Source organism: Terriglobia bacterium (assembly GCA_035712365.1).
Classification (GTDB): Bacteria; Acidobacteriota; Terriglobia; order UBA7540; family UBA7540; genus SCRD01.
This window is the reverse complement of sequence record DASTAW010000016.1, coordinates 1-22,246: the sequence shown is the minus strand read 5'-3', so window position 1 is coordinate 22,246 and position 22,246 is coordinate 1. Positions and strand designations below refer to the sequence as shown.

At 57.4% G+C, this 22,246-nt stretch carries 17 protein-coding genes; 16 read left to right on the top strand and 1 reads right to left on the bottom strand.

Features of this window, described 5'->3' with window-relative positions; translation table 11 throughout:
- Positions 1-775 (bottom strand): hypothetical protein (locus VFQ24_04735; protein HET9177647.1); only part of this gene is annotated, 775 nt, incomplete at its 3' end.
- 1,617 nt (positions 776-2,392) lie between these two features.
- On the opposite strand from VFQ24_04735, the gene VFQ24_04730 reads away from it, so the two are divergent.
- The 16 genes from VFQ24_04730 to VFQ24_04655 all read left to right on the top strand — a co-directional run.
- On the top strand, positions 2,393-3,166 hold the full coding sequence (locus VFQ24_04730; GenBank protein HET9177646.1) for a polysaccharide biosynthesis/export family protein: 774 nt from the start codon (positions 2,393-2,395) through the stop codon (positions 3,164-3,166).
- 28 nt (positions 3,167-3,194) lie between these two features.
- Positions 3,195-4,817: a Wzz/FepE/Etk N-terminal domain-containing protein gene (locus VFQ24_04725; protein ID HET9177645.1), complete on the top strand. Its 1,623-nt coding sequence runs from the start codon at positions 3,195-3,197 to the stop codon at positions 4,815-4,817.
- Between the two features lie 11 nt (positions 4,818-4,828).
- A complete protein-coding gene (locus tag VFQ24_04720; GenBank protein ID HET9177644.1) occupies positions 4,829-6,799 on the top strand; it encodes an AAA family ATPase in 1,971 nt (656 codons plus the stop codon).
- A complete protein-coding gene (locus VFQ24_04715; protein HET9177643.1) occupies positions 6,796-7,533 on the top strand; it encodes a CpsD/CapB family tyrosine-protein kinase in 738 nt (245 codons plus the stop codon). Before VFQ24_04720 ends, VFQ24_04715 begins: the two co-directional genes overlap by 4 nt.
- Positions 7,534-7,638: 105 nt before the next feature.
- On the top strand, positions 7,639-8,202 hold the full coding sequence (locus VFQ24_04710) for a UpxY family transcription antiterminator (protein ID HET9177642.1): 564 nt from the start codon (positions 7,639-7,641) through the stop codon (positions 8,200-8,202).
- Positions 8,203-8,285: 83 nt separating this feature from the next.
- Positions 8,286-9,785, top strand: a complete 1,500-nt coding sequence (locus VFQ24_04705) for a UDP-glucose/GDP-mannose dehydrogenase family protein (protein ID HET9177641.1) — start codon at positions 8,286-8,288, stop codon at positions 9,783-9,785.
- Between the two features lie 332 nt (positions 9,786-10,117).
- Positions 10,118-11,521 (top strand): sugar transferase, encoded by a 1,404-nt coding sequence (locus VFQ24_04700; GenBank protein ID HET9177640.1) that lies wholly within the window; start codon positions 10,118-10,120, stop codon positions 11,519-11,521.
- Positions 11,522-11,628: 107 nt separating this feature from the next.
- Positions 11,629-12,486 (top strand): class I SAM-dependent methyltransferase, encoded by an 858-nt coding sequence (locus tag VFQ24_04695; protein HET9177639.1) that lies wholly within the window; start codon positions 11,629-11,631, stop codon positions 12,484-12,486.
- Between the two features lie 41 nt (positions 12,487-12,527).
- Positions 12,528-13,349: a phosphosulfolactate synthase gene (locus VFQ24_04690; GenBank protein ID HET9177638.1), complete on the top strand. Its 822-nt coding sequence runs from the start codon at positions 12,528-12,530 to the stop codon at positions 13,347-13,349.
- Between the two features lie 336 nt (positions 13,350-13,685).
- A complete protein-coding gene (locus tag VFQ24_04685; GenBank protein HET9177637.1) occupies positions 13,686-14,960 on the top strand; it encodes a carboxylate--amine ligase in 1,275 nt (424 codons plus the stop codon).
- Positions 14,961-15,046: 86 nt separating this feature from the next.
- On the top strand, positions 15,047-16,402 hold the full coding sequence (locus VFQ24_04680) for a hypothetical protein (GenBank protein ID HET9177636.1): 1,356 nt from the start codon (positions 15,047-15,049) through the stop codon (positions 16,400-16,402).
- A 168-nt stretch (positions 16,403-16,570) separates the two neighbouring features.
- Positions 16,571-17,647 (top strand): phosphotransferase, encoded by a 1,077-nt coding sequence (locus tag VFQ24_04675; protein ID HET9177635.1) that lies wholly within the window; start codon positions 16,571-16,573, stop codon positions 17,645-17,647.
- A gap of 61 nt (positions 17,648-17,708) precedes the next feature.
- Positions 17,709-18,794, top strand: coding sequence for an FkbM family methyltransferase (locus VFQ24_04670; GenBank protein ID HET9177634.1), 1,086 nt, complete (start codon positions 17,709-17,711; stop codon positions 18,792-18,794).
- Positions 18,791-19,942, top strand: a complete 1,152-nt coding sequence (locus VFQ24_04665) for a glycosyltransferase (GenBank protein ID HET9177633.1) — start codon at positions 18,791-18,793, stop codon at positions 19,940-19,942. Before VFQ24_04670 ends, VFQ24_04665 begins: the two co-directional genes overlap by 4 nt.
- Before the next feature lie 66 nt (positions 19,943-20,008).
- Entirely contained in the window at positions 20,009-21,580 is a 1,572-nt protein-coding gene (locus VFQ24_04660; GenBank protein HET9177632.1) for an O-antigen ligase family protein, read from the top strand.
- Positions 21,581-21,738: 158 nt separating this feature from the next.
- Positions 21,739-22,246, top strand: a 508-nt coding sequence (locus VFQ24_04655; GenBank protein HET9177631.1) for a hypothetical protein, incomplete at its 3' end; no start/stop codon positions are given.

Sequence of the window (22,246 nt, the reverse complement as noted above, 5' to 3'; positions counted from 1 at the left end):
TGCTGACATTGCTGGCGCTGCCCCAGAAGGCTGCGTGCGCCTCGCTCAGCTCCACGGTGTGGCCGCCAGGATCGCTGCCCACGTAAACCTTCTCCGTGCTGTAATCCAGATACCACGAGCCCGGCCCAACGGCGGAAAGGCTGGCAACGCGCTTGAGAGGCTTCGAGTCAAAAAACAGGTCCTCGGGGTACATGCACGCCGGATGCTGCGAATCGCAGACGCCGCGAGGCGAAGCCAGAGCTGTAACGCCGTTGGCCTGGGCTTCCCACACGCCTGATGAAGCGGAGCGCCACGAGGAAGGATCGATGATCGCCGCGCCAACCAGCGTCGCCCCGCTTTGGCCGGAAAAGATATCCCCATCCTTCGGCACCACGCTTTGCATCCGGTACACACCCGGACTCAGCACGAAAGTTGTACTCGTGGGATTAGCTTTGACGGCAGCCCCTATGTCGTCGCCTGGGCTGAGTTGAACACCGGCCGGCTGCGGTGTTCCGCTCGACGTGCTGCCCGAGGTTCCACCCGACGTGCCGCTCGACGTCCCCCCCGAGGTGCTGCCAGACGCGCCACTCGAGGTACCCGATGTTCCGCCGGACGTACTGCCGGATGTGCCGCCCGATGTACCACCCGATTGCGGTGCGACTACTTTCACGGTAACGGACACCCTGCTGGTACCCCCGCTGCCTTTCACGGTCAGAGTGTAGGTTGTTGTCTGCTTGGGATTGATCGTAGCAATGCCCTGGGCAGGCACGGCCCCGATGCCTGGCTCCAGATCCATGGTTGTACCGTTTTGTGAGGACCAACTTAGTTTGGACGACTGTCCTGAGGTGATTGAGGTCGGCTGAGCGAGCAGGCTTAGAGTGGGCGCAAGGCTGCTTTGGCACCCACTTCCGCCATTAGCGCAATTTGAACTAGTCTGAAGCGTTGCGACACCCGCTCCGCATCCGGCAATCACAAGACACGATAACGGGACGAAACCAAGTGCGACGACCGCAGATAGACCTTTCCCCTTGATGAAACTCAGTAATCGTGAATACACCCTTCCCTCCTGATAGTTACCTGTATTTCTGGATCGTCCTGTCAAGGCGTGGTAATGATCTTCGTTGGGAGAACTTCATCTTGAGCAACCCTGGGAAAAGGACTACCTGAAAGCCATAGTAGGCTTCGCTTTTACCAAGATCTACGTACGTTGTCAAGGAAATTACTTAGGGCAAAATACGTATGTATAACCCCTGTGGCTACTTCTATTTAGGAAACTGCAAGACGGCCTGGTCAGAAAGCATCCCGGAAGTAGATGGTCCAGAGTAATGTTTTTGCAATTGGGTAAATCGGCTCCCGCTCAACGGCGAGAGACAGCCTCCATCAAGCGTCAGGAGAAAAAGAAGCAGACTTCGGATCACAGCAACAACTGGTTTGAAATCTGCACGACCATCCCGGAGAGAATTGGCGCCGAGGCAACTGCGTGCCCATGGGAGCCAGTGCGTGAGTGGTGAACGAAAATCGCGGGCAAATCTTAAACAGACTCTTCCAGCAAAAACCCAGGCGGAGCCTCTCAACGTTTCGCTCGCAAAAATTCCACCACTGTGAAAATTTTTACCTGTGGCGAAGAACGCTGCCCAACCCACAGTTACATAACTCATCCGTGTTGAAAGGCTTATGCGAAATCGTAGAAACGGAACTCCATTTGCAAGTTACAGACCTGTTACAGGATGCGGGGAAATCAAATTGATCTGACAGCGCGCCAAAAAGAATCCATCAGACCTGTGCGGGCATCCTAACTGAAGAACCGCCAGAATGGAACAGCAGGGCTGGCGGGCAACCAGAATTGGATAGTGCGTATCTTACGTGCCATCGTGCAGGTAAGCTTGTGCTACCGACCAGACAGCCGGGAAGCACGGATCGGGCAGGTTCAATAAGATTCGCGCCTGGGCCTTAGACTTCGAATTGCTCGACCGACGTTCTGAGGGACTTACGAAGACGAGGAACGTTGAAGCTAAAGTGCTTCGGAGCTGGCATTGGCATTAAAAACGATCAACTGCGCGGCGCTGAAGTGATGCGGCTTGCAGCAGAGGTAGGTGCGTGAAAACCGGCAGTTTTCACGCACCCGGAGCCATAACGACCAACGCTTGGAAACGGAGAGAACGTCATGGCCTTGAAAAAGTTTACCACACAGTATTTTCACTCACAATTTCCTCATTCAAGCGATATTCCCGGCATAGGACGACCGGGAAATTGCGATGTCGGAGTGCTCCCCCAGGCCGTTCCGCACAACTGTCCACCGACCATTGGCCACCTCAGAAACGAGTGTCCTGGGACTAAGGGACGCGCTTAATCGAAACAAAAGAATACGTTGCTGCCAGCAACAGTACGATAACTCAAGTTCAGGAGTCCGGGCATGGGTCCACGTAGAAAGAACCTGATTATGGTAGCTGCCTTGCTTGCCTGCTTCACTGGCATCAGCGTGACGGGTCTGCTGGCAGGCCAGAAGAACGCCAGGAGTTCACCGCCCCCCGACAAAACTTCACCTCCTCCCGATCAGATCAGCGAGGCGCTGAGCCATGGCGTTGACAAGCTCCCTGCTACGGCAAACTCCGGCCAACCGGAATTGCAGCGGCGGGACCCTCGCTATGAAGTGGACAGCGGGGACGTGCTGGAAATTGATTTCCCCTTCACGCCTGAATTCAATCAGACGGTGACGGTCAATCCCGATGGCTATATTTCCCTTCGAAATGCAGGGGGAGTCCACATCGGGGGTGAAACGGTACCCGAGATCGAGGCGGACATCAAGAAAGCTTACGGACAGATTCTCCACAATCCTGAGGTTTCGATCACTTTGAAACAGTTTCAGAACCCATATTTCCTTGCTCTGGGACAGGTTAACCGTCCTGGAAAATACGATCTGCGCGGTGCGACTACAGTAGCGCAGGCCGTTGCCATCGCGGGTGGCTTCACTGGGAAAGGAAGGCGCAATGACATCATCCTCTTTCGCCGGGTTTCCGATAACTGGGTTTCTGCGACCAAAGTCAATTTGAAGCAGATGCTGTCTTCAAAGAGCCTGGCCGAAGACCTGCAATTGCACCCGGGAGACATGATTTACGTTCCCCAGAACACTCTGTCGAAGGTCAAGCCTTTCATTCCACTTCCCTCGCTGAGCTATTACCCGCACTGATAAGGACACTTAGACCAGGAGACTTGTGATGGAAGCACAGAGCATCACGCCATACCAAAAGAGCCCGTTGTTACATACACAGCGTGCTCCGAACACCACGCGGGAGGTGCTGGGGATTCTGTTCCGCAACCGGCGCGTGGTGCTGGTTGCCTTCCTGGCGACATTTGCGGGCGTGGTCCTCGCAGTGGCGTTGTTCGGCATTAAGTACCGGGCCGAAACCGAGATCCTCGTCAAGCACCAGCGAGGAGACAATGTGGTATCGACGGACGAAGGGTCGGACCGGCTGGAGAGCGACGACAACGCCAGAGAGCGCGAAATCAATACCGAGGTGGCGCTGCTTCAGAGCAGCGACTTGCTTCAGCAGGTCGTTAAGGAATGCGGCCTCGATTCCACGCAGCGCCACTTCTGGAGCGGCTTGCTTCCCTCGTGGGGGGATCCCAGCTCCAAGACGGCAAAGGCCGTCGCAAGGCTGAGAAAACATCTTGAAATTCAGCCTCTGCCGGATTCCAATATTATCCAGGTCCAGTACACTTCCCATCACCCAGGTGAAGCTCAGCAGGTCTTGCAGAAACTTGATGAGCTTTACATTGCCAAGCACGTGGACGTTTACCGCCCGGCCGGCGCCTCCGATTTTTTCCAGAAGCAAACGCAGCACTACCAGGAAACACTGCACAACGCCGAAGCGGAGTTGGCCAGCTTTAACACTCAGCAGGACGCGCCCGACCCCGAGGCTGAGAAAAGTCTGGTTCTGAAGCAGGCAAGCGAATTCGACGGACAGTTGCAACAGACTCGGGCAGAGATCGAAAGCACCCAGCAGCAGATTCGGGCCGTCACGGCTGAATTAGCCAGAACTCCGTCGAGGATAACAAGGCAGCAAACAACGGGGCAGAACCCACAACTGATGGCGAGCTTGAAATCAACGCTGCAGAACCTCGAAATCCAGCGGACGGACCTGCTGTCAAAGTATCAACCCAGCTACAGACCGGTGCAGGAAATCGAGAAACAGATCGCTCAGCTTAAGGAGAGTATTGCCGCTGCGGAGAAGTCTCCGATGCGGCAGGACACCACGGACCAGAACGAGACTTACCAGATGCTGGAATCGGACCTGGCGCAAGCCAAAGCGAAACTTGCGGCGCTGCGCGCGCAAGCCGCCGCCATGGTTCCGGTGGTCAGCACTTATTCCCGCCAGGCGATTCTGCTGGACCAGAAGCAGATCAAGCAGCAGGACCTGCTGCGCAACGTTAAGACCGCGGAGCAGAACTACCTTCTGTACCTCAACAAGAGCCAGCAATCGCAGATTTCAGACGCGATGGATCGCAAAAGGATCCTCAACGTCAGCGTCGCCGAGACCGCCGCGATGCCTTCCCTGCCGGTTAACTCGCCAGTCGTGTTCATACTGGCAGGCGGGGTTCTGGCGCTTATCATCAGCATGGGCTGTGCCTTTGGGGTGGACTACCTGAACCCGTCGTTTCGAACTCCGGATGAGGTGATCCGCTATCTGGAGGTGCCGGTACTCGCAGCACTCCCCAACAATGGCGGTTCCTCGAGGATTTCCATGGCCGGGGACATAAGGCGATGGTCGCTGGGGGGCGCATCTACCGGCAGCGAAGGGCGACGTGAATTCCCAGAGGAGAAAGAAAGCGGCAGTTAGAGAGCACCCTTATGTTCCTACGATATTACGGGTTGCGTGAACAACCCTTCAGCACGACCCCGGACCCTCGATACCTCTACATGAGCGCTTCGCACCGCGAGGCGCTGGCCTCGCTGATCTATGGCATCGAGACGGGCCGGGGCTTCGTCAGTCTGATTGCCGAGCCAGGGATGGGCAAGACAACGCTGCTCTTTCAGCTTCTGGACCGGTTCCGAAATTCTGCCCGTACCGTCTTTTTGTTTCAGACGCAGGGGGACACGCGGGAATTCCTGACGAACCTCATCTCGGACCTTGGCCTTGTTCCCGATGATCGGGATGTGAGCGCTTTACAACGACAACTGAACGATATCCTCATCCAGGAAGCACGCCTGGGAAGGCAGTTCGTTTTGGTCATAGACGAAGCGCAGAACCTTGAAGACGCCGTACTCGAATCGGTGCGGATGCTGTCGAATTTTGAAACCTCGCGATCCAAGCTGATGCAGATCGTGCTGGCGGGACAGCCGGGTCTCGCGGACAAGCTGGCGCGGCCTGACCTGGAGCAACTGATGCAGCGCGTTTCGGTCATTTGCCGGCTGAAACCGTTCAACAGGCAAGAAGTCGCTGACTATATCGATCACCGCCTAAGAATAGCAGGACACCACGGAGGCCGACTGTTTACGCCGGAAGCTATTGCGATGATCGCCGACCTGAGCGAGGGCATTCCGCGCAACGTTAACAACATCTGCTTCCATGCCCTATCACTCGGATATGCCAAAGGCCAAAAGGCAATTGACGGTGCAGTCATAGAGGAAGTGTACAGTGATCTGGAGTTGGAGACCCTCAGGAAAACCCGCGAGGCCGTGCCGAACACGCGCCGCGAACCGGCAAACGAAGCCCGAGGGCTCGAAGGAGTAACCCTGAATGGCGGCCGGCGGGTGCGAGCAGACAGAGGGCAGTTCATCAGAGGAGGCAGATATTCCCCCCCGACGTTTCCCGGCATGGTCGGAGGGGGATGGCCCAGGCGCCAGGCGCCGCGCTGGCCGTTCTGGGCCCTCACTTTGCTGATGTTGATCTTGGCAGGAGAATTGTTCTGGGCGCAGTTGCCGGTCTCCACGCGGAACAACATTGCCACGCATCTCATTGCAAAGACGGTCGGCGCAGCCAAAAACATCGCTGGCAGTCACAGCTCGACCACCACGAATGGTTCGTCTGAAACGCCGCAGACTCAAACCATCGCGACCCCTTCAAACGCGCGCGGAAACGACGTCCCGGAACCGGTAAGAAAGGGCGCGGTTGAAGCGGCTGGCCCGGCCAATATTGAGGCCGCAAAGCCTGATACATCCGAAGCGGATAACCAGCAGGAAAGCACGGCGGCATCGGGCGCCGGCGATACAGGTGGGGCCGCAGCAGTCGGCCCGGTTTCGGCTTTGACCGGGGCAGCACCCGGCGCCAATGGGGACGGCGCGCCGGCGGATGGCTCCGCCTCGGCGCCAACGGGAACAATCGTCATCGAATCCAATGTGCGGGGCGGCATTGTCACCATTAACGGAGAATCGAATCCGGGTTGGCGGACGCCCCACTTGTTTGATTTGCCGCAGGGCATGTATCGGATTTCAGTATCCCGCGACGGCTATGTGACCTGGTACAAGGTGCTGCAAGTTACCGCCGGAAACAAGCGGTGGGTCACGGCAGATCTGCAGTTGCCGCGGGGCGTCATCGTCATTGACACAGAACCACCGGGGATGCAGGTCTTCATCGACGGCAAGGCTTATGGGCCAAGCGAGGTCCAGGCGGCGCTCGACGCCGGTGAGCACGAGTTCAAGGTTGTCCCGACGGGAAGCAGGCGCCCTTTCGAGGGAAGCTTTGTCCTCAAACCGGGAGATATCCTGACGCGGAAGGTCCGCTGGCCGGCGCAGGTTCCGCAGCCGACGGCGGGCAATATCTCGCCTGCCCAGAAGCTGAAGCCCAACGGAAAACCGCTGAAAGAGAGAGAACAATCGTGAGCAGGAATTTCGAGCTGTTAGAACGCGCATCAAAAGAGTGGGATTCGTTCACATTCGAGAGGGAGCCCCTGCCGCGCGCGGAACGAGTGTCACCGCCGCCGGACGCCAGCACGCTGTCACGCGAGGAACTGATTAAGCTTGTCCAGAGAATCTTTCTGCTTGACCACAACCGGCGAAAAATGGTGGTGTTCACGGCCGTTGAGAACAGCACGGGATGCACTTCAATCTGCGCCGGGGCCGCGGAAGCCCTGGCGGCCCAGGTAGAGTCGCCTGTGTGCGTGATGGACGCCAACCTGCGGCGGCCTGCGCTTCACCTCTGCTTTGGCATGGAAAATCTGCGAGGGCTCACGGACGCCGTGTTCAAGCCCGGCCCGATCAGTCAGTTTGTCCAGAAACTACCCGGCAGCAATCTCTGGCTTCTGCCTTGTGGGTCAATGGCGCCACAACTGAGCGCGGGCATGAAGGCTGAACATTTGCAGGCGCGGATAAAGGAATTGCGTGGCGAGTTTGCCTATGTCCTGATCGATTCACCGCCGGTGAGCGAGCATACCGACGCTATCTTGCTGGGCAAATTGACAGACGGGGCCGTCCTGGTCCTGGAGTCTAACGCAACGCGGCGGGAAGTTGCGCGAATCGCGAAAGAAGATTTGGAAGCTGCTCAAGTGCGCGTGCTGGGTGCAGTCCTGAACAAGCGCACATTTCCGATTCCCCAGTTCCTTTACGACAGAGTCTAGGGGCCTGGGGGCTGCCCCGCGCGACGCGCAGGGCAAGAGTACCTGAGGGTAATACAAGCTAATTGAGTTTTCAGGGTCTCGGAATGGGACTCAAGGGGCGGAGCTATGCAATTGCGAAGCTATGCTGACGAAATGAGCCAGGTATACGCAGGAGCGCGGCTCCTGCCGGCGCCTAACGCCTGGTTCGCGGTACACACCCGCTCAAAGTGCGAGAAGAAGGTCGCCTCTCAGCTTGATGATTTGCAGATTAAGTGTTTCCTGCCGATCGTCCAAGAAATCCGAAGCTGGAGCGACCGCCGCAAGGTTATCGACCAACCCCTGTTTCCGGGGTATGTGTTCGTCCGAATTCCCAGTGAAGACAGGGTGCGCGTTTCGGTGCTCAAAACCACTGGCGTGGTGGGGTTTGTGGGCGTGCAGGGGCAAGGCATCCCGATCCCTGACCCTGAAATTGAGAACATCCAGGCCTTGCTTTCCAGCAGGGTCCCTTTCGAACCGCATCCCTTTCTGTGCGTTGGGCAGAAAGTCAGGATTCGAGGCGGTTACCTCGATGGCGTCGAAGGAATCCTGGCTGCCAAAAATTCCGACTGGAGCGTGGTGATCTCCATAGACTTGATCCAAAGGTCGCTTGCGGTCCAGGTCAGCGGATTCGACCTGGAACCGGTCCGGTAGCCTGAAAACATCAACCTGCTCTGTGTTTCATCGCGTCACGCAAGAGCTCATCGTCAATATCTAATGAAAAGGGAGAACAGCCAATGAACAAGCGGAAAGGTACCCGTCAGTACACTCCAGAAAATTTGAAGATTGCAGTCATAGGAGTTGGGCACGTTGGATTGCCAACTGCATTGTGTCTGGCGGAATTGGGCTGGGAAGTAGTCGGCGCTGATCAGGACGAGGAGAAGATTCGCCACATGAAAGCCGGGAAGAGTCCTTTTTATGAGCCCGGGCTGCAGACGCTCCTGACCCGGCACCTTGCGACCGGAAAGTTTAGCGTCACCAGCGACGTTGCCAGCGCCATCGATGCAGCCACCGTGTTGTTCATCTGTGTGGGTACGCCCCAAGGCGAGGACGGAGAGGCCGACCTTTCCCAGATTGAAGTGATTGCGCGCCTTATTGCTCAACACCTGAACGGGTACAAGCTCATCGTGGAAAAGAGCACCGTACCCGCAGTGACCTCGTTGTGGATTAAGCGCACCATCCTGCGCTTTGCGATGGCGCAGCGGCGGTCGGAGGCAGGCGGCCTGAACCAGTCCACAGCGCCTGCGGAGGTCGATGGGGTCCCACCTGCTCCGGCGTTTGATGTTGCCTCCAATCCTGAGTTCCTGCAGGAAGGAAAAGCTGTCGAAAATTTCTTTTGTCCAGACCGCATCGTGGTGGGCGTGGAAAGCGAGCGCGGGGAGGAAATCCTGGAAGCCATCTACCGGCCGCTAAAGCGACCGATGGTTGTGACCGGCCTGACGACAGCGGAGCTGATCAAGCACGCTGCCAACGCCTTCTTGTCAATGAAGATTTCGTACATCAATATGGTCGCCGACATCTGTGAGGCCGTAGGGGCAGACGTGAACATGGTCGCTGCCGGTCTCGGCCTGGATCCGCGCATTGGACCTGACTTTTTGTCCGCAGGGATTGGCTATGGCGGTTATTGTTTTCCAAAAGATCTCCGGGCGTTTGCCCGCCTCGCAGAAAAACATGGCGTCCGCGGCTCATTGCTGCGAGAAGTCGAACGAATCAACGAGGAGCGCGTTGACCGATTCCTGGACAAAGTCTACAAGGCCCTGTGGATCGTGCAAGAGAAAACCATTGGCGTCTGGGGGCTTTCGTTCAAACCCAACACCGATGACATTCGAGAGGCGCCGAGCCTGAGGATTGTGGAATCTCTCGTTAGGGATGGCGCCCGCCTCCGGCTATTTGATCCGCAGGCGATGCAGCGCATGCGGCAGGTACTTCCGGAACAGCCGGGCCAGATTACCTATTGCTCATCGCCTTATCAGGCGTGTGAGGGGGCCCACGCGCTGCTTTTGCTGACGGAATGGGAGGAGTTCCAATCCGTGGACCTGCAGCGGGTCGCAAGCCTGATGGAACTGCCCATCCTGCTGGACGGCAGAAATGCGCTCGATCCTGAAAAGGCAGCCCGAGCCGGACTTGAATACATCTCGATTGGCCGCAACAATACGCCTCCGATTCCCGAGGCATACCCGTCTCAGCTCAGCCCAATCGTGCAGGGGCTCGGAGTCAATGCACCGGCATGGAGATGACGTGCCCGCAGTCTCCCGGGGTCAGAACGCCCGGGATCCGACATCGCTGGTGATTGCAGGCGCGGGATTTCCTGGTTCGCATCCTTGCGACAGCACCACATCGAGGGCAAAATCCAGCCTGCTGAATTCCCTAATCGTTGATAAGCAGTTACTGCAACAGAACTGATTGTTTTTCGGTTGCGCGGCCTTCACGCAACCCGTCAGTTCGCTCGGCCTGACCTGCAGGGGAGGAGCAGCGGCAGCGACCGAGTGCAGCCCGTACCAGAGCCACCTTCTTCAGAAATGGAGCGGTATTTACCATGGGCACTGTGCGTCGTCAAATGCTTTTAACAATGCTCAAAGTTTTTGACCTTGCGGTCATGATCGCATCCTTTTTGCTGGCCGCCATGCCTGCCATGTACGAAAGCGGGCTGTCGGTCTCAGAATTCTTTTCCATGCGGATCAAGGTGCAGAACTTTGTTTTGTTCATGATCCTGCTGATCATCTGGCACATCATTCTGGCGTCCTTCAGCCTGTATGAATCCCGACGCCTGCTTACAAGCGAGTCCGACATCATGGACACGCTGAGCGCAACTACGCTTTGCACGCTCGCCGTGGGCGCCGCTGCCATGCTGTTCCACATCAGACTGGTCGGCGCGGCGTTCATCGTGGTGATGTGGGGCGCCAGCACCACGGCGATCATGCTAAGCCGTTTAATTCTTCGTTACTTTCTCCATCACCTTCGCAAGCGCGGGCACAACCTGCGCCACGTGCTGGTCGTAGGGACCAATCCACGTGCGGTGCAATTTGCTCAAAGGATTGAATCCAGGCCCGAGCTTGGGTACCGGGTGATCGGCTTTGCTGATGTAAACTGGCCAGGAATCAAAGCCATGGAACAATCCGAAAAGCGCCTGGTTTGCGATCTCCAGGGCATCAAGGACTTCGTTCGAAACACTGTCGTAGATGAAATCCTGATAGCGTTGCCGCTGAGGTCCTTTTATGGCCAGTCTGCTAAAATCGCAGTCCTGTGTGAAGAACAAGGAATCGTTGTGCGCTTTCTTCCCAGGATTTTCAACCTGCGCAGGGCGCGCTCAACCGCTGAAGATCTTGCCGGTGACCCTTTGCTGACGCTGTCTACCGGACCGCTGGACGGGTGGCCGGTGTTTGTGAAGCGGACAATCGATCTGGCAGCTTCGACAGCGTTGCTGCTTGTTCTCTCACCCTTGTTGCTGATGACGGCCCTGCTGATCAAGCTTACATCGCCCGGACCCGTCCTTTTCCGTCAAAAAAGGCTCGGACTGAACAAGCGTCAATTCTGGATCTGCAAATTCCGGACCATGGTGCCCGACGCTGAACAGCGAATCGCCGAACTGGAAGATCTGAACGAGGTCAGTGGCCCAGTATTCAAAATCAAGAATGACCCTCGCCTTATACCGGTTGGCAAGTTCCTACGGAGCACCAGCATTGACGAATTACCGCAACTGTTTAACGTCGTTAAAGGCGATATGAGCCTGGTGGGGCCGAGGCCGTTGCCGCTTCGTGACTGTGACGGCCTTGAACAGGACTGGCACCGGCGAAGGTTCAGCGTCCGGCCTGGCATCACCTGCCTTTGGCAGGTAAACGGCCGAAGCTCCATACCTTTCGAAAAGTGGATGGAACTCGATATGCAGTATATCGACGAGTGGTCGTTGTGGCTCGACTTCAAAATCCTCGCTGGAACGATTCCTGCCGTGCTAAAAGGCTCCGGCGCCGCCTGACCTGTCGCCGAATGGCGCACGAATCCCGCCAGGACATGTGAAATGTTGAACCGGGAAATGGCATTGCCTCGGGTGGGTGTCTATCCGGACCGGATGACAAAGCAAATATGATTGGCTCTACGAACCTCTATTCGGACAGCCCATTACCAGGCCGCCCTGAGAACTCTGTAGACGAGTTTTTCCATGAGCACTCGCAGTACTGGAAGGACGTTTACCAGGCGGACACCCTGAGCGCCGTCATCTACCGCGAACGGCGATCTGCAGTGCTGTCGATGGTCCACAATCTCCTGTTGCCTGTCCGATCTCGCATCCTGGAGGTCGGCTGTGGCGCAGGTTCAACCAGTGTTGCCCTGGCGAGAAGAGGTTACAGGGTCAATGCTGTGGACACAGTCGAAGGCATGCTTGAGCTTACACGCCAGGCGGCGAATGAGGCCGTCGTGGGCGCGGATCTCGAGGTGAGTTCGGCAGACATATGTCAGTTAAGCTTTCCTTCCGGGTACTTCGCACTCGCTCTGGCCGTGGGCGTGTTCGCCTGGCTGGAACAACCGCGACGGGCATTGGCAGAATTGCATCGCGTCACCAGGTCCGGCGGCTACGTCATCATCACGGCCACTAACAGTTGGTGCCTTAATCAGGTGCTTGATCCCCTGTGTTTTCCGGGACTGCGACCCATGCGATGGCAGATTGCCGAAGTGCTGGAGAAGTTCAACGTCTGGAGACGTTCGCGCCCCCGCCAGCACAGGTATTCAGTTAAGCAAGTCGATGCACTTCTCAGCCAAACTGGCTTTCAGAAGCTGACGGGAAGGACTCTGGGATTTGGTCCGTTTACTGTCTTTAAGCAGAAACTGTTGCCGAACCGGGGTGACGTCAAGCTCCATCAGAAATTTCAAGCCCTTGCAGACCGCCGATTTCCGTTAGTTCGGTCCAGTGGCGTGGTTTATGTTGCCCTGGCGCAGAAACCTTAGCTCCTCTAAATAGCACCAGAACAGGAGTGAGAACTATGCAGATGCAAAAAGTAAGGGAAATGGTCCCGCCCGTAAGGTCCCATACGGCGGATTATCTAAAGCTTATAGGTGTCCCCGTTCTCTCCCCGTTGACCAGCCCATTCGACCCGGGATATGATCCTGCGACGCTCGAAAGCCACCTCGAACAGAGCTCTCACCTCTTCTCGATTCTGAAGATTTCCATGGCCTGCTGGATAGTGGCAAATGAAGGCGCCACCCGGAAGAAGGTGGCAGCGGCCAAACGCTATAAGGTGCCGACGGTCACAGGTGGAGGGCCGTTTGAAGTGGCCGTTGCGCAAGGTGCGCTCCCGGAATACATGGACCTGTGCGCCGATATCGGGGTCAACCGCATCGAGTGTGGCGAAGGGTTCACGGAAATGACGATCGTACCCAGCGAAATTATCAGGATGGCCGCGTTACGTGGCCTCGACGTTCAATTCGAACTCGGCAAGAAGCATACCGGTCCGTTCGCGGAAAACAACATCGGCGAACTTATAGACCAGGGCCGGCGCTGGCTCGACAGCGGAGCGCTCCAGCTTGTCGTGGAAGCAAGAGAAAGCGCCCGCGGCGTTGGCCTCTTCGATGAGGCCGGAAGCTTCAACGCGGGATTCGCCGACCGATTTGCCGAGGCGTTCGGGCTCAAGCAGGTGATGTTTGAGGCGCCCAACAAGCCCAGCCAGTTCGCGTTGCTCAATCATTTTGGCCGGGAGGTCCATCTTTGCAACGTCCGCCTCGAGGAACTTCTGCGGGTGGAAATCTACAGGCGAGGACTGCACTCCGATGCTTTTGCAGAGGCAAAACTACGCCCCGTCCGAAAGGTATAAATCTGCGCCGCCTGGGCCCGCGAAAATTCTATGCAAAAACAAGTCACCATCGATCTTGCTGCGATGGGCTATGGACCCGCAGACGAGGCAACTTTAAGCCTCATCGAGAATTGGGCAACTGAAACATCCCGAAGCCGGACTAAACAGCAAGAGCGCTGACTTTCTCAGGCGGAGCGGGCAAACCCATGACCTCGACTTCATTCCCGCTCACGTCAACGACTTGCGCGGCAGCTACGAGCCGCTGAGCGGCGAAATCATTGCATCGCGTGCTCCCGAAACCGGCCTTGCATTTGCCCCCAGTTCCACCGTCGATACCACCCAGCAGACATACAACCGATGCTGAAATTCGGAGATTCTTCCACGCCGGTCGTCGTGCTCAGATCCGACAGCCACGGCGGCTTGAACATCATGAGGAGCCTCGGCGGGCTTGGGGTACCCGTTTACAACGTGGATCCAAACCCCTGGGCGCCCGCATTTCGTTCCAGATATTGCCGGGGCCGGTTTCTGTGGGACATCGAGCGCCGCCCAGCAGAAGAGTCCCTGGAGTACATGGCCGCGGTCCGCAGGAGGATTGGAAGGCCCTGCATCCTGATTCCGACAACGGATCGAACGGCAAACTTTGTCGCAGACCATGCCGAAACGCTCGCGAAGGATTTCGTTTTCCCGCAACAACCGGCCGGCCTGGTGCATTCGCTTGCCAGCAAGCATGACATGTTCCAGCTCGCCCGGCGGCACGGCATTCCAACACCGGACGCCGTCTTTCCTGGTTCTCGTGAAGATGTATTGGTTTTCCTGGAACGGGCCCGCTTTCCCGTCATGCTCAAGGGGATTGATGGGCAGCGATTGTGGGAACGGACGGGGAAAAAGATGTTCATCGTCAACTCCAAAGAAGAGCTTCTGGAGCGCTACGATGCTGCTGAAGACCCGCACCGGCCCAATCTTATGCTGCAGGAGTATATCCCCGGCGGTGATGAAACCGTCTGGATGTTCAACGGTTATTTTAATGGGGATTCCGATTGCCTCGTCGGCTTTACTGGCAAGAAAATCCGTCAGTGCCCCGTCCACACCGGATCAACGAGCCTGGGAATCTGCCTCCCCAACCGGACGGTCGAGGAAACCACCAGACGCTTCATGAGGGCGGTGGGTTATCGAGGCATACTGGACATCGGATACCGCCATGATGCCCGGGACGATCAATACAAGGTCCTTGACGTGAACCCCAGGATTGGAGCTACGTTCCGCCTCTTCGTTGGCGAAAACGGCATGGACGTTGCTCGCGCGCTCTATCTTGACCTCACAGGCCAGGAAGTGGTGGCGACACCGTCAAAAGAAGGGCGGAAGTGGATCGTGGAGGACCTCGATCTGGTCTCGTCCTACCGCTATTTCCGCGAAGGTAGTTTGAGCCTGGTGGGCTGGATCCATTCCTTGCGGGGCATAGAAGAAGCTGCGTTCATCTGCTCCGACGATTTGCTCCCGGTTGCGGCAATGCTTGCCTCGCGGACCGCAGAGTTGATCAGACGGATCTTTCGGACTTGCGTTTCGAAGGCCCAGCGGCTCAGCCTCGGCCTGGGCAAGCGTGGACGCCACCTTTCCAGGGCACGGTCAGCCTAGCACCAGCCACTCCTTGCCTGACTGCAGCATGGAAGCCGGGTCGTGACAATCGACCTGAGCTGCTACTTCGATTTCTACGACTAACCATGGCAGATATCTTGAACACATCGTTGAATGAAGTCCTGGTTCCGGAGTCTTTGGGCCTGCCCGCCACCCGTCGGCACGTGCTGTGGGCCGGCGCCCGGGCATGGTCTCCGAAGGGAGCCATGGCTCTTCTCGACCAGGGCCTGATATCCGGGGCGAATTTCATTGTGGGAATCTTGCTGGCGCGCAATCTGGCGCCACACGAGTATGGGGCATACGCTCTCGCCTTTCAGGTTTTTCTGTTCCTCTCCGTAGGGTATTCGGCCATGGTCCTTGAACCGCTCAGTGTGTTCGGTTCTTCCGTTTATCGAGACTCGAATCGTGAATACCTCGGGGTTTTGCTTTGGGTACATGCTGTGATTGCTTCCGCTATCGTGCTGGGGCTTGGCGCATGCGCGTGGGTGCTGAGCATGGTCTCGCCCCGCAGCCATCTCACCGCGGCATTGATCGGCGTGGCAATTGCCTCTCCCTGCATGCTGCTATTCTCGCTCGCGCGCAGGGGCTTTTACGTTAAGCTCTCCCCCCGCCAGGCAGTCCTGGGAGCAGTTGGGTACTTTGCTGTCGTTATAGGCGGGTTGTCGCTGGTGTTCTACCGAGGGCGGCTTTCGCCGCTGGCAGCGTTCCTGCTGATTGCTGCTGGCGCTGGCGCTATGGCTCCGATGATGCTGGGACGGCTCGGATTCGCTCTGAAGCCGCAGCAGGGCCTGCTCAAATTGTCCGAGGTGGTCCGCCGGCACTGGGGTTATGGGCGCTGGGCCCTTGGAAGCGCTCTGGCCGTATGGTTTTCAAGTGCTGTCTATTTGCCGATTCTTGGGACCTCGCATGGATTGGCAGAAGCCGGGACTCTACAGGCACTGTCGAATTTCTCTTCCCCTATCGCCCAGGCATTCGTGGCCATGTCTATGCTGACGCTCCCGTATGCAGCAGGCGTCCATCATGCGAACAGTTCAACGGGCGCGCACCACCTGGCGGCAAAGCTTGCCATGATGTATGCAGGAGGAACAGTACTCTATTGGCTGATAATGGTTACCTTCCGCTGGCAGATCGTGGAACATCTTTATGCAGGCAAGTATCTGGGAATCGTCGGACTGGTCCCCTGGCTGGCCGTTTCATCGGTGCTTCGCATTTCGGCGACTTCACAAGCTATCATTCTGCGAGCGATGCATGCACCCTCGTTGGTTTTTACAGCCTATAGCGCAGCCAGCGTAGTCGATGTCGTGGCTGGTATCCCCCTCACATGGACGTTCGGACTTTGGGGGGCGATACTCGGAATGATCTCGTCGAGCGCGGTCGCGTTGATCGTCACGTTCGCTCTGCTTCATCGCCACACGTTTTCGCCCTTATGCCTGAAGCATTAAGATGCCCTCACCACGAAACGTGAAGGCAGCACTACACTCCGGGCCAAGATGAGACCCGGGGGAAACCACTTGAACACTGTTATCAAACAACGTTTGCTGGGCCGCGACGCCTCCCGCCCGCGCCGTAACGCAGCCCATGCCCCGGATGGAATGAATATCAGAACGGACATGATATTACGAGGATCAAATGACGTCCGCGAAAGAATTGCCTGCGCGCTTTGCGCGAGAACGCAGTCCGTGATCGTAGAGCGCTATGGGTATAACACTTCCAGGCTGGCGGTGTGTTGTTCGGGAGCGTGGAAAGGGAAAAGGCTGTTTGCGAAAATACTGCTCGCAGATCCTTATCCGGTTCCCCCGCGTTTTCGGGCACCCTGGGAGGCGCCCTCCCGCGACTCTGTGCCCGTAAGGGCCATAACCGAGCAGATTGATGCTGAATGGAACATGACGCTGAAAATGCTCAGGCTCTCGGGCGGCCGCTCGGTACCCGTGCCGATGGGGAGGTCGTTGTCAGCAAGGACCATCGTGTGGGAGGAAGCCGGGGGCATTTCCCTTGTCCGGGCCTTGAAGTGGTCGGGCTGGAGAAGCTCCATGGCGAAGGCTGGTGCCGAGGCCCTTTTAAAGGCAGGAAGCTGGCTGCGCGGCGTGCACGATGCCTCGAAGGAGGGAATGGAGGTCGTTGCAGCCCGTGACCTCATCCAAACCGTCATTGAATCATCACGGCAGAAGCAGGATGACGCCGGCCACTACGAAAGTGTGGCATCGAGAATCCTGGAGGGTTGGCTGACGAAAAGGGCAGCAGGCGACAGCTTCAAGGTACCGGTGGCGCTCACCCACGGCGATTTCTGCCTATCAAATCTTCTTTGGAACACGGCCGACAAGCAGCTTGCTGTGATCGACTTTGAGTTATCTGGTTTTCGGCCGACTTACTACGACCTCTTTGCATTGGTTGCCGATCTCCGCGCAATGCTCTTAAACCCGCTCATACCGAAATCGGTGGTCCACTCGTGGGAGGAGTCCTTCTGGCAAGGTTACGGACCGACCCCCACGGAAGTCCTGGAGTTTGTGAAAGCGCTGGCGCTGGCCAGGGTCTTTTACTATCACTTTTCGCGCCTGCTGACGCGGCGAGAACGGAAGGGCTGGATCGGCGGAATCAATGCGCAACTCTATCGAACTTTCCTGGAAGGCAGAGTAATTACCCAACGCTTGGATCTGCCGCCGGACCTTGACTGTTCCCATCGCAAGTAAAAACCATCTCCCGATGTATCTGCCACTTCCAGCAAATGATCAAACCTTACTAGGAGGACTAATGCCTGAGTCAGAACGACATCGACTCGAACTTGCATACATCCCGGGCCTGTACAAAAACGCTGCGCCCGGTGCCGATGCGCCGGAAATCGACGGTGCACGCCGCATGCGGCTGGAGATCGCCGAAGGACCAAGCAATAGCGCCAGTCAGTACCTGAAGAAGGCGGTCCAATTTTTCTACCGGCATGGGCCCGGTTTCGTGTTGCGGAAAGCCCTCTGGCGATACCAGTACACGCGTTTTCGACAGCGCTGTGACGCCTGGCACTCAGGTGGCGGCGCGAAGCCGATAACCGTGGGTTTTCTCGACCAGGAATTCGAGCTGCACCCATCAGTCAAGGGACTGAGCGAGGAAATCTTACTGCTGGGATCCCACGAGCCGATTTGCACCAGAGTTTATCTCCAGCATCTTCAAGAAGGCGACCACGTCCTCGACGTCGGGTCGAATCTGGGTTACTACCTGCTTTTGGCGGCCCGGGCTGTGGGCCCGGCGGGCCGGGTTTTGGGATTCGAGCCAGCCCCAGACGTCTTCACCATCCTGGAACGGAACGTGGCCCGCTCGCGACTGACGAACATACGGGTTTTTCCGTGGGCCATCAGCAACCAAAGCAAGGCCGTGGAATTTTACGGATCGGAAATACCCAGTTGGGGCAGCCTCATCCGTGAGCAGAATCTGTTGCAGGCGCGGCCCACAACCGTCCCGGCCAAAAAGCTGGATGACCTGCTTGATGAGTTTCCCGAATTCCACCCCACCGTGCTGCGGATGGACGTGGAAGGGGGTGAAATGATGGCCTTGGAGGGGGCTCAGCGCTTACTGCAGAAACACAGGCCGCGCATCTTTGTTGAAATTCATCCGTTTGCATTTGAATGGAAACGCGCACACCAGATGATCGAGCATCTGCGCGACATGGGCTATTCCTCCGGAGTGGTGATCGAAAGGCTCTGGGACGAACCCTGGGCAAGCAGATGGGTGAGAGAGCGGCGCCACTGGGCCGGGTCCACCGAAACACTTCTGAAAACAATCGAATCCCGCAGCGAAGCGTTAAATACGGGTGTATTTTCCATCCTTCTGGAGCAGCGTGCACGATGAAATTGTTGTGCATAGGCAGAAGTCTCGGGAGGGCCGGTTCAAAATTGTCGGGCGGCGGTGTGCTGCGAGTACAGAGCACGCTGCTCGACCATCTACGCCGGTCTGGGTTCGATCTAAGCCTTTTCTATCTCAACCGGGTGGAGCACGAGTCGCCGGCGCCCTGCGGGCTGGTGCCGGAGTTTGGCGCCCCGGAGGAAGGTCAGCTCAATCGTCACATGCACAGAGTGCTTTGGCGGCTCGCTATGCTGGCCAGACGGAGCGACGCGGTGTTTGGAATGCAGGACGGCCGGCCGATAGATTTAGCCATCCTTGTTGGCCGATTGGCCGGCCGCCCCGTGGTCGGTTGGATTCACAACCTCCCGGGCCGTTCCGCACAGGACTTTCCGGGGGGGCATCCCTGGATCACGCGTTACTTATATCCGTGCGCCACGCGCCTCGTAGCGGTTTCACGAGGTATCGCGGAAGATCTGGTGCGGTGGTCGCCTGGAAGTGCAAACAAGGTGATCTCCCTGCCCAATCCGGTCAATGTGGCCGACGTGAGGCGCCTGAGCGAATTGCCGCTTCCGGACTGGGCGCAAGCCATTTTCGCCCGCCGAACACTCGTCGGCATGGGCTGGCTGACCCGGCGGAAGGGTTTTGACTTGTTGCTCGATTCATTTGCGAAAGTAGTGCAAACGGGCCATGACTCAAATCTTCTGCTGCTGGGCGAAGGCGAAGAGCGGGCCGCCCTGCAGGCCCAGGCCGATAGCCTCGGGCTGCACGACCGGGTCTTCATGCCCGGCTACCAGCCCAACCCCTACCCGCTGCTTTCGAGGGCAGAAGGCTTTGTACTGAGCTCTCGGCATGAGGGCTTGCCTACAGTCATTTTGGAAGCGATGAGCCTGGGTGTTCCTGTCGTCGCCTTTGACTGCCCCTTTGGCCCCGCGGACATCCTCGATGGGGGCCGCTGCGGGCTTTTGGTCCCTCCCGAGAACCCGGAAGTAATGGGCGATGCCATCAACAAGCTGCTGTCTTCCAGGGATCTTCGGGTGCAGTTCCGCGGCCTGGGCTTCGAGAAAGCCATGCAGTACGACACGAGCGCTGTAACTAAGAGGTTTGAAGCCCTCTTTCTCGGCCTCCTCAACGGGCGCAATCACCACAAGCATTGAAAGGAGAAAAAAAACCCTGCCATGCGGGCGGACTGAACTCAAGCACTTCGTTTCTTGAGAATCGGAATGAGATACATCCAGAAGGCCGGTGACTTTTCCGAGACCTATGTACCTGCTGGGCCACGGCATGGCCAGTGGGCGTGGGCTGCGCCGTTCTTTGTCCTTCTGGGTGTGGCCTCTACTATCGGCATCATAGCAGTGATGGACCATTATGGTGAAGGAAAGTCCATTTTGGCGCTCCTGTTCCTGCCCTTCGGATTGCTCTTGCTTGGCGTGGGATTTGTTGGAGGTTTGAGCCGGATTCGCAGCCTGCTTGCCCGTTTAACCTGGTGGCACTTCCTTTGGGCGCTGCTCTTCGCCAGTGCGCTTGTGTTCCGCCAACGCAGCGTAAATGAAATCGATTCGAACCCCCTGGATGCCTGGGCGGTTTACCGCGTGTCACTCGATTTTATCGTCGGGGTTGTTCTTCTCACCCGGCTTGCCCTCCGGCGGCCGCCTTTTTTGGGTTCGATGTTTCGAGGATTTGTTGGGATAACCACTGTCTTCGGCCTTGTCTGTGTGGCATCCAGCGTTTGGTCTGTGTACCCGTCGTGGACGCTATTCAAATCAGGCGAATACCTGATGGTTATCGGCTTGCTTGCCGCAATTCTCGATACCGTAGGGTCCGTGAAAGAGTTTAAGTCCCTTTTTAACTGGACCTGGGCACTCTATGGCTTTCTGCTTGTTTCCGTGTGGATGGGCGCAATAATCTGGCCAACGGCGGCCCTGTACCCCATCGGACTGCCCAAGGACGCCTCGCTGGGAATGCGCTTGAGTGGGGTCATGCCCGCCCAAAGCTCGGAAGGCGTAGGAATTTATGCTGCGATGATAGGGCTAGTCTGCCTTTGCCGCCTTATGCCGCTGGAGCGAACCAAGCGAGGGAGCGCCTGGTATTTCCCGGTCCTCGCGGCGAGCGTCGTCACGATGGTGCTTTCGCAGACTCGAATGGCTATTGGAGGTTTTCTCCTCGGCGTATTTTTGATTTTGTTCATCTCCAAGCGGTTGCGCCTCGGCACAGTGATGACGTTTGTGGTGGGGCCGCTTCTCTTGCTGTCTGGAGTGGGCAGCGTGCTCTGGGCATTTCTCAGACGCGGAGAAGACTATCAGGCCCTTTCCACATTAAGCAGCCGGCTCGTGTGGTGGAAGTTTGCATGGGAAAGGTTCCTGGAGCGTCCGTTCACAGGATATGGGGCCTACGCCGGCGAGCGGTTCGCGGTGATGGCCAAGCTCGGAATGGGAACAACCGCCAGCCTGCACAGCGATTACCTGGGGGTCCTTGTCGGATCGAGTATCTGGGGACTGATTCCATTCATCGCCGCGATCATAGCCGTCTGGTGGTTCCTCGTCTCCTTTCTTCGCCGTACATCCGGCGCCAGGCCCGAGCGGCAACTTGCATACGAGGCAATCGCAGTGTTTGCCCTGTTAACGATCAACAGCGTGCTTGTTCCGATGTTCAGTTGGCAGGCCCCTCTCTATTTTCTTGTGATCCTCGGGTATGCGGAGTTCTTGCGGCGAAGACGTCTCCGCGAGAACCCGAGGCCTGTCCGTGTGATCCGGGAAAGGGCTCCTGAACTCGAACCCGTCCCGGCAGGCAAATGAAACTCCAGCGGCCATATGAAAGAGTTCTGGAAGGTTTTCCAGCAGCCTCCGTTCAAAATGCTTCGGCTCGATAGGTGAATCTCATGACCGCAATCAGGACCAGAATGCAGAGACGGCTGAAGGGCCTGAGACTTTTTTCCTGTTTGGTTTTATTCCTCATGCTCCTTGCGATACAACCCGTCCAGCCGGCTTCTTCCAGCAGTCAGGTCACGGTGCATCCTGGCGACGACATCCAGTCCCTGGTCAACAGTCACCCGCCGGGCACCTCGTTCCTCATCATCCCCGGCACCTACCGGCTCCAGTCCATTCGGCCGAAGGACGGCGACACCTTTACCGGACAACCGGGAGCCACCCTGAATGGGGCCGCAATTTTGGATAACTTCACGCAACAAGGCCAGTATTGGGTGGCTGATGTACCCGTGAGTTCCCTTCACTCATACCGGGGTGAATGTGACAAGCAGCATCCGGCGTGCATGTACCCCGAGGACCTGTTTTTTGACTCGAAGCCTCTCAAGCGCGTTGCCGGCCTTTCCGCCGTTGGGCCGGGCTCGTGGTATCTGGATTACAGCACGGAGAAGGTTTACGTGGGCAGCGATCCTGGCGGCCACACCGTGGAGCTGAGCGAGGCGCACGCAGCCTTCTGGGGCAGCGCCAGCAATGTCAGCA

Bases quoted from the DNA above. Each gene is read 5' to 3' on its own strand.
- VFQ24_04730 (HET9177646.1), top strand. From the start codon at position 2,393: ATGGGTCCACGTAGAAAGAACCTGATTATGGTAGCTGCCTTGCTTGCC.
- VFQ24_04725 (HET9177645.1), top strand. From the start codon at position 3,195: ATGGAAGCACAGAGCATCACGCCATACCAAAAGAGCCCGTTGTTACAT.
- VFQ24_04720 (HET9177644.1), top strand. From the start codon at position 4,829: ATGTTCCTACGATATTACGGGTTGCGTGAACAACCCTTCAGCACGACC.
- VFQ24_04710 (HET9177642.1), top strand. From the start codon at position 7,639: ATGCAATTGCGAAGCTATGCTGACGAAATGAGCCAGGTATACGCAGGA.
- VFQ24_04705 (HET9177641.1), top strand. From the start codon at position 8,286: ATGAACAAGCGGAAAGGTACCCGTCAGTACACTCCAGAAAATTTGAAG.
- VFQ24_04700 (HET9177640.1), top strand. From the start codon at position 10,118: ATGCTCAAAGTTTTTGACCTTGCGGTCATGATCGCATCCTTTTTGCTG.
- VFQ24_04695 (HET9177639.1), top strand. From the start codon at position 11,629: ATGATTGGCTCTACGAACCTCTATTCGGACAGCCCATTACCAGGCCGC.
- VFQ24_04690 (HET9177638.1), top strand. From the start codon at position 12,528: ATGCAAAAAGTAAGGGAAATGGTCCCGCCCGTAAGGTCCCATACGGCG.
- VFQ24_04685 (HET9177637.1), top strand. From the start codon at position 13,686: ATGCTGAAATTCGGAGATTCTTCCACGCCGGTCGTCGTGCTCAGATCC.
- VFQ24_04680 (HET9177636.1), top strand. From the start codon at position 15,047: ATGGCAGATATCTTGAACACATCGTTGAATGAAGTCCTGGTTCCGGAG.
- VFQ24_04675 (HET9177635.1), top strand. From the start codon at position 16,571: ATGATATTACGAGGATCAAATGACGTCCGCGAAAGAATTGCCTGCGCG.
- VFQ24_04670 (HET9177634.1), top strand. From the start codon at position 17,709: ATGCCTGAGTCAGAACGACATCGACTCGAACTTGCATACATCCCGGGC.
- VFQ24_04665 (HET9177633.1), top strand. From the start codon at position 18,791: ATGAAATTGTTGTGCATAGGCAGAAGTCTCGGGAGGGCCGGTTCAAAA.
- VFQ24_04660 (HET9177632.1), top strand. From the start codon at position 20,009: ATGAGATACATCCAGAAGGCCGGTGACTTTTCCGAGACCTATGTACCT.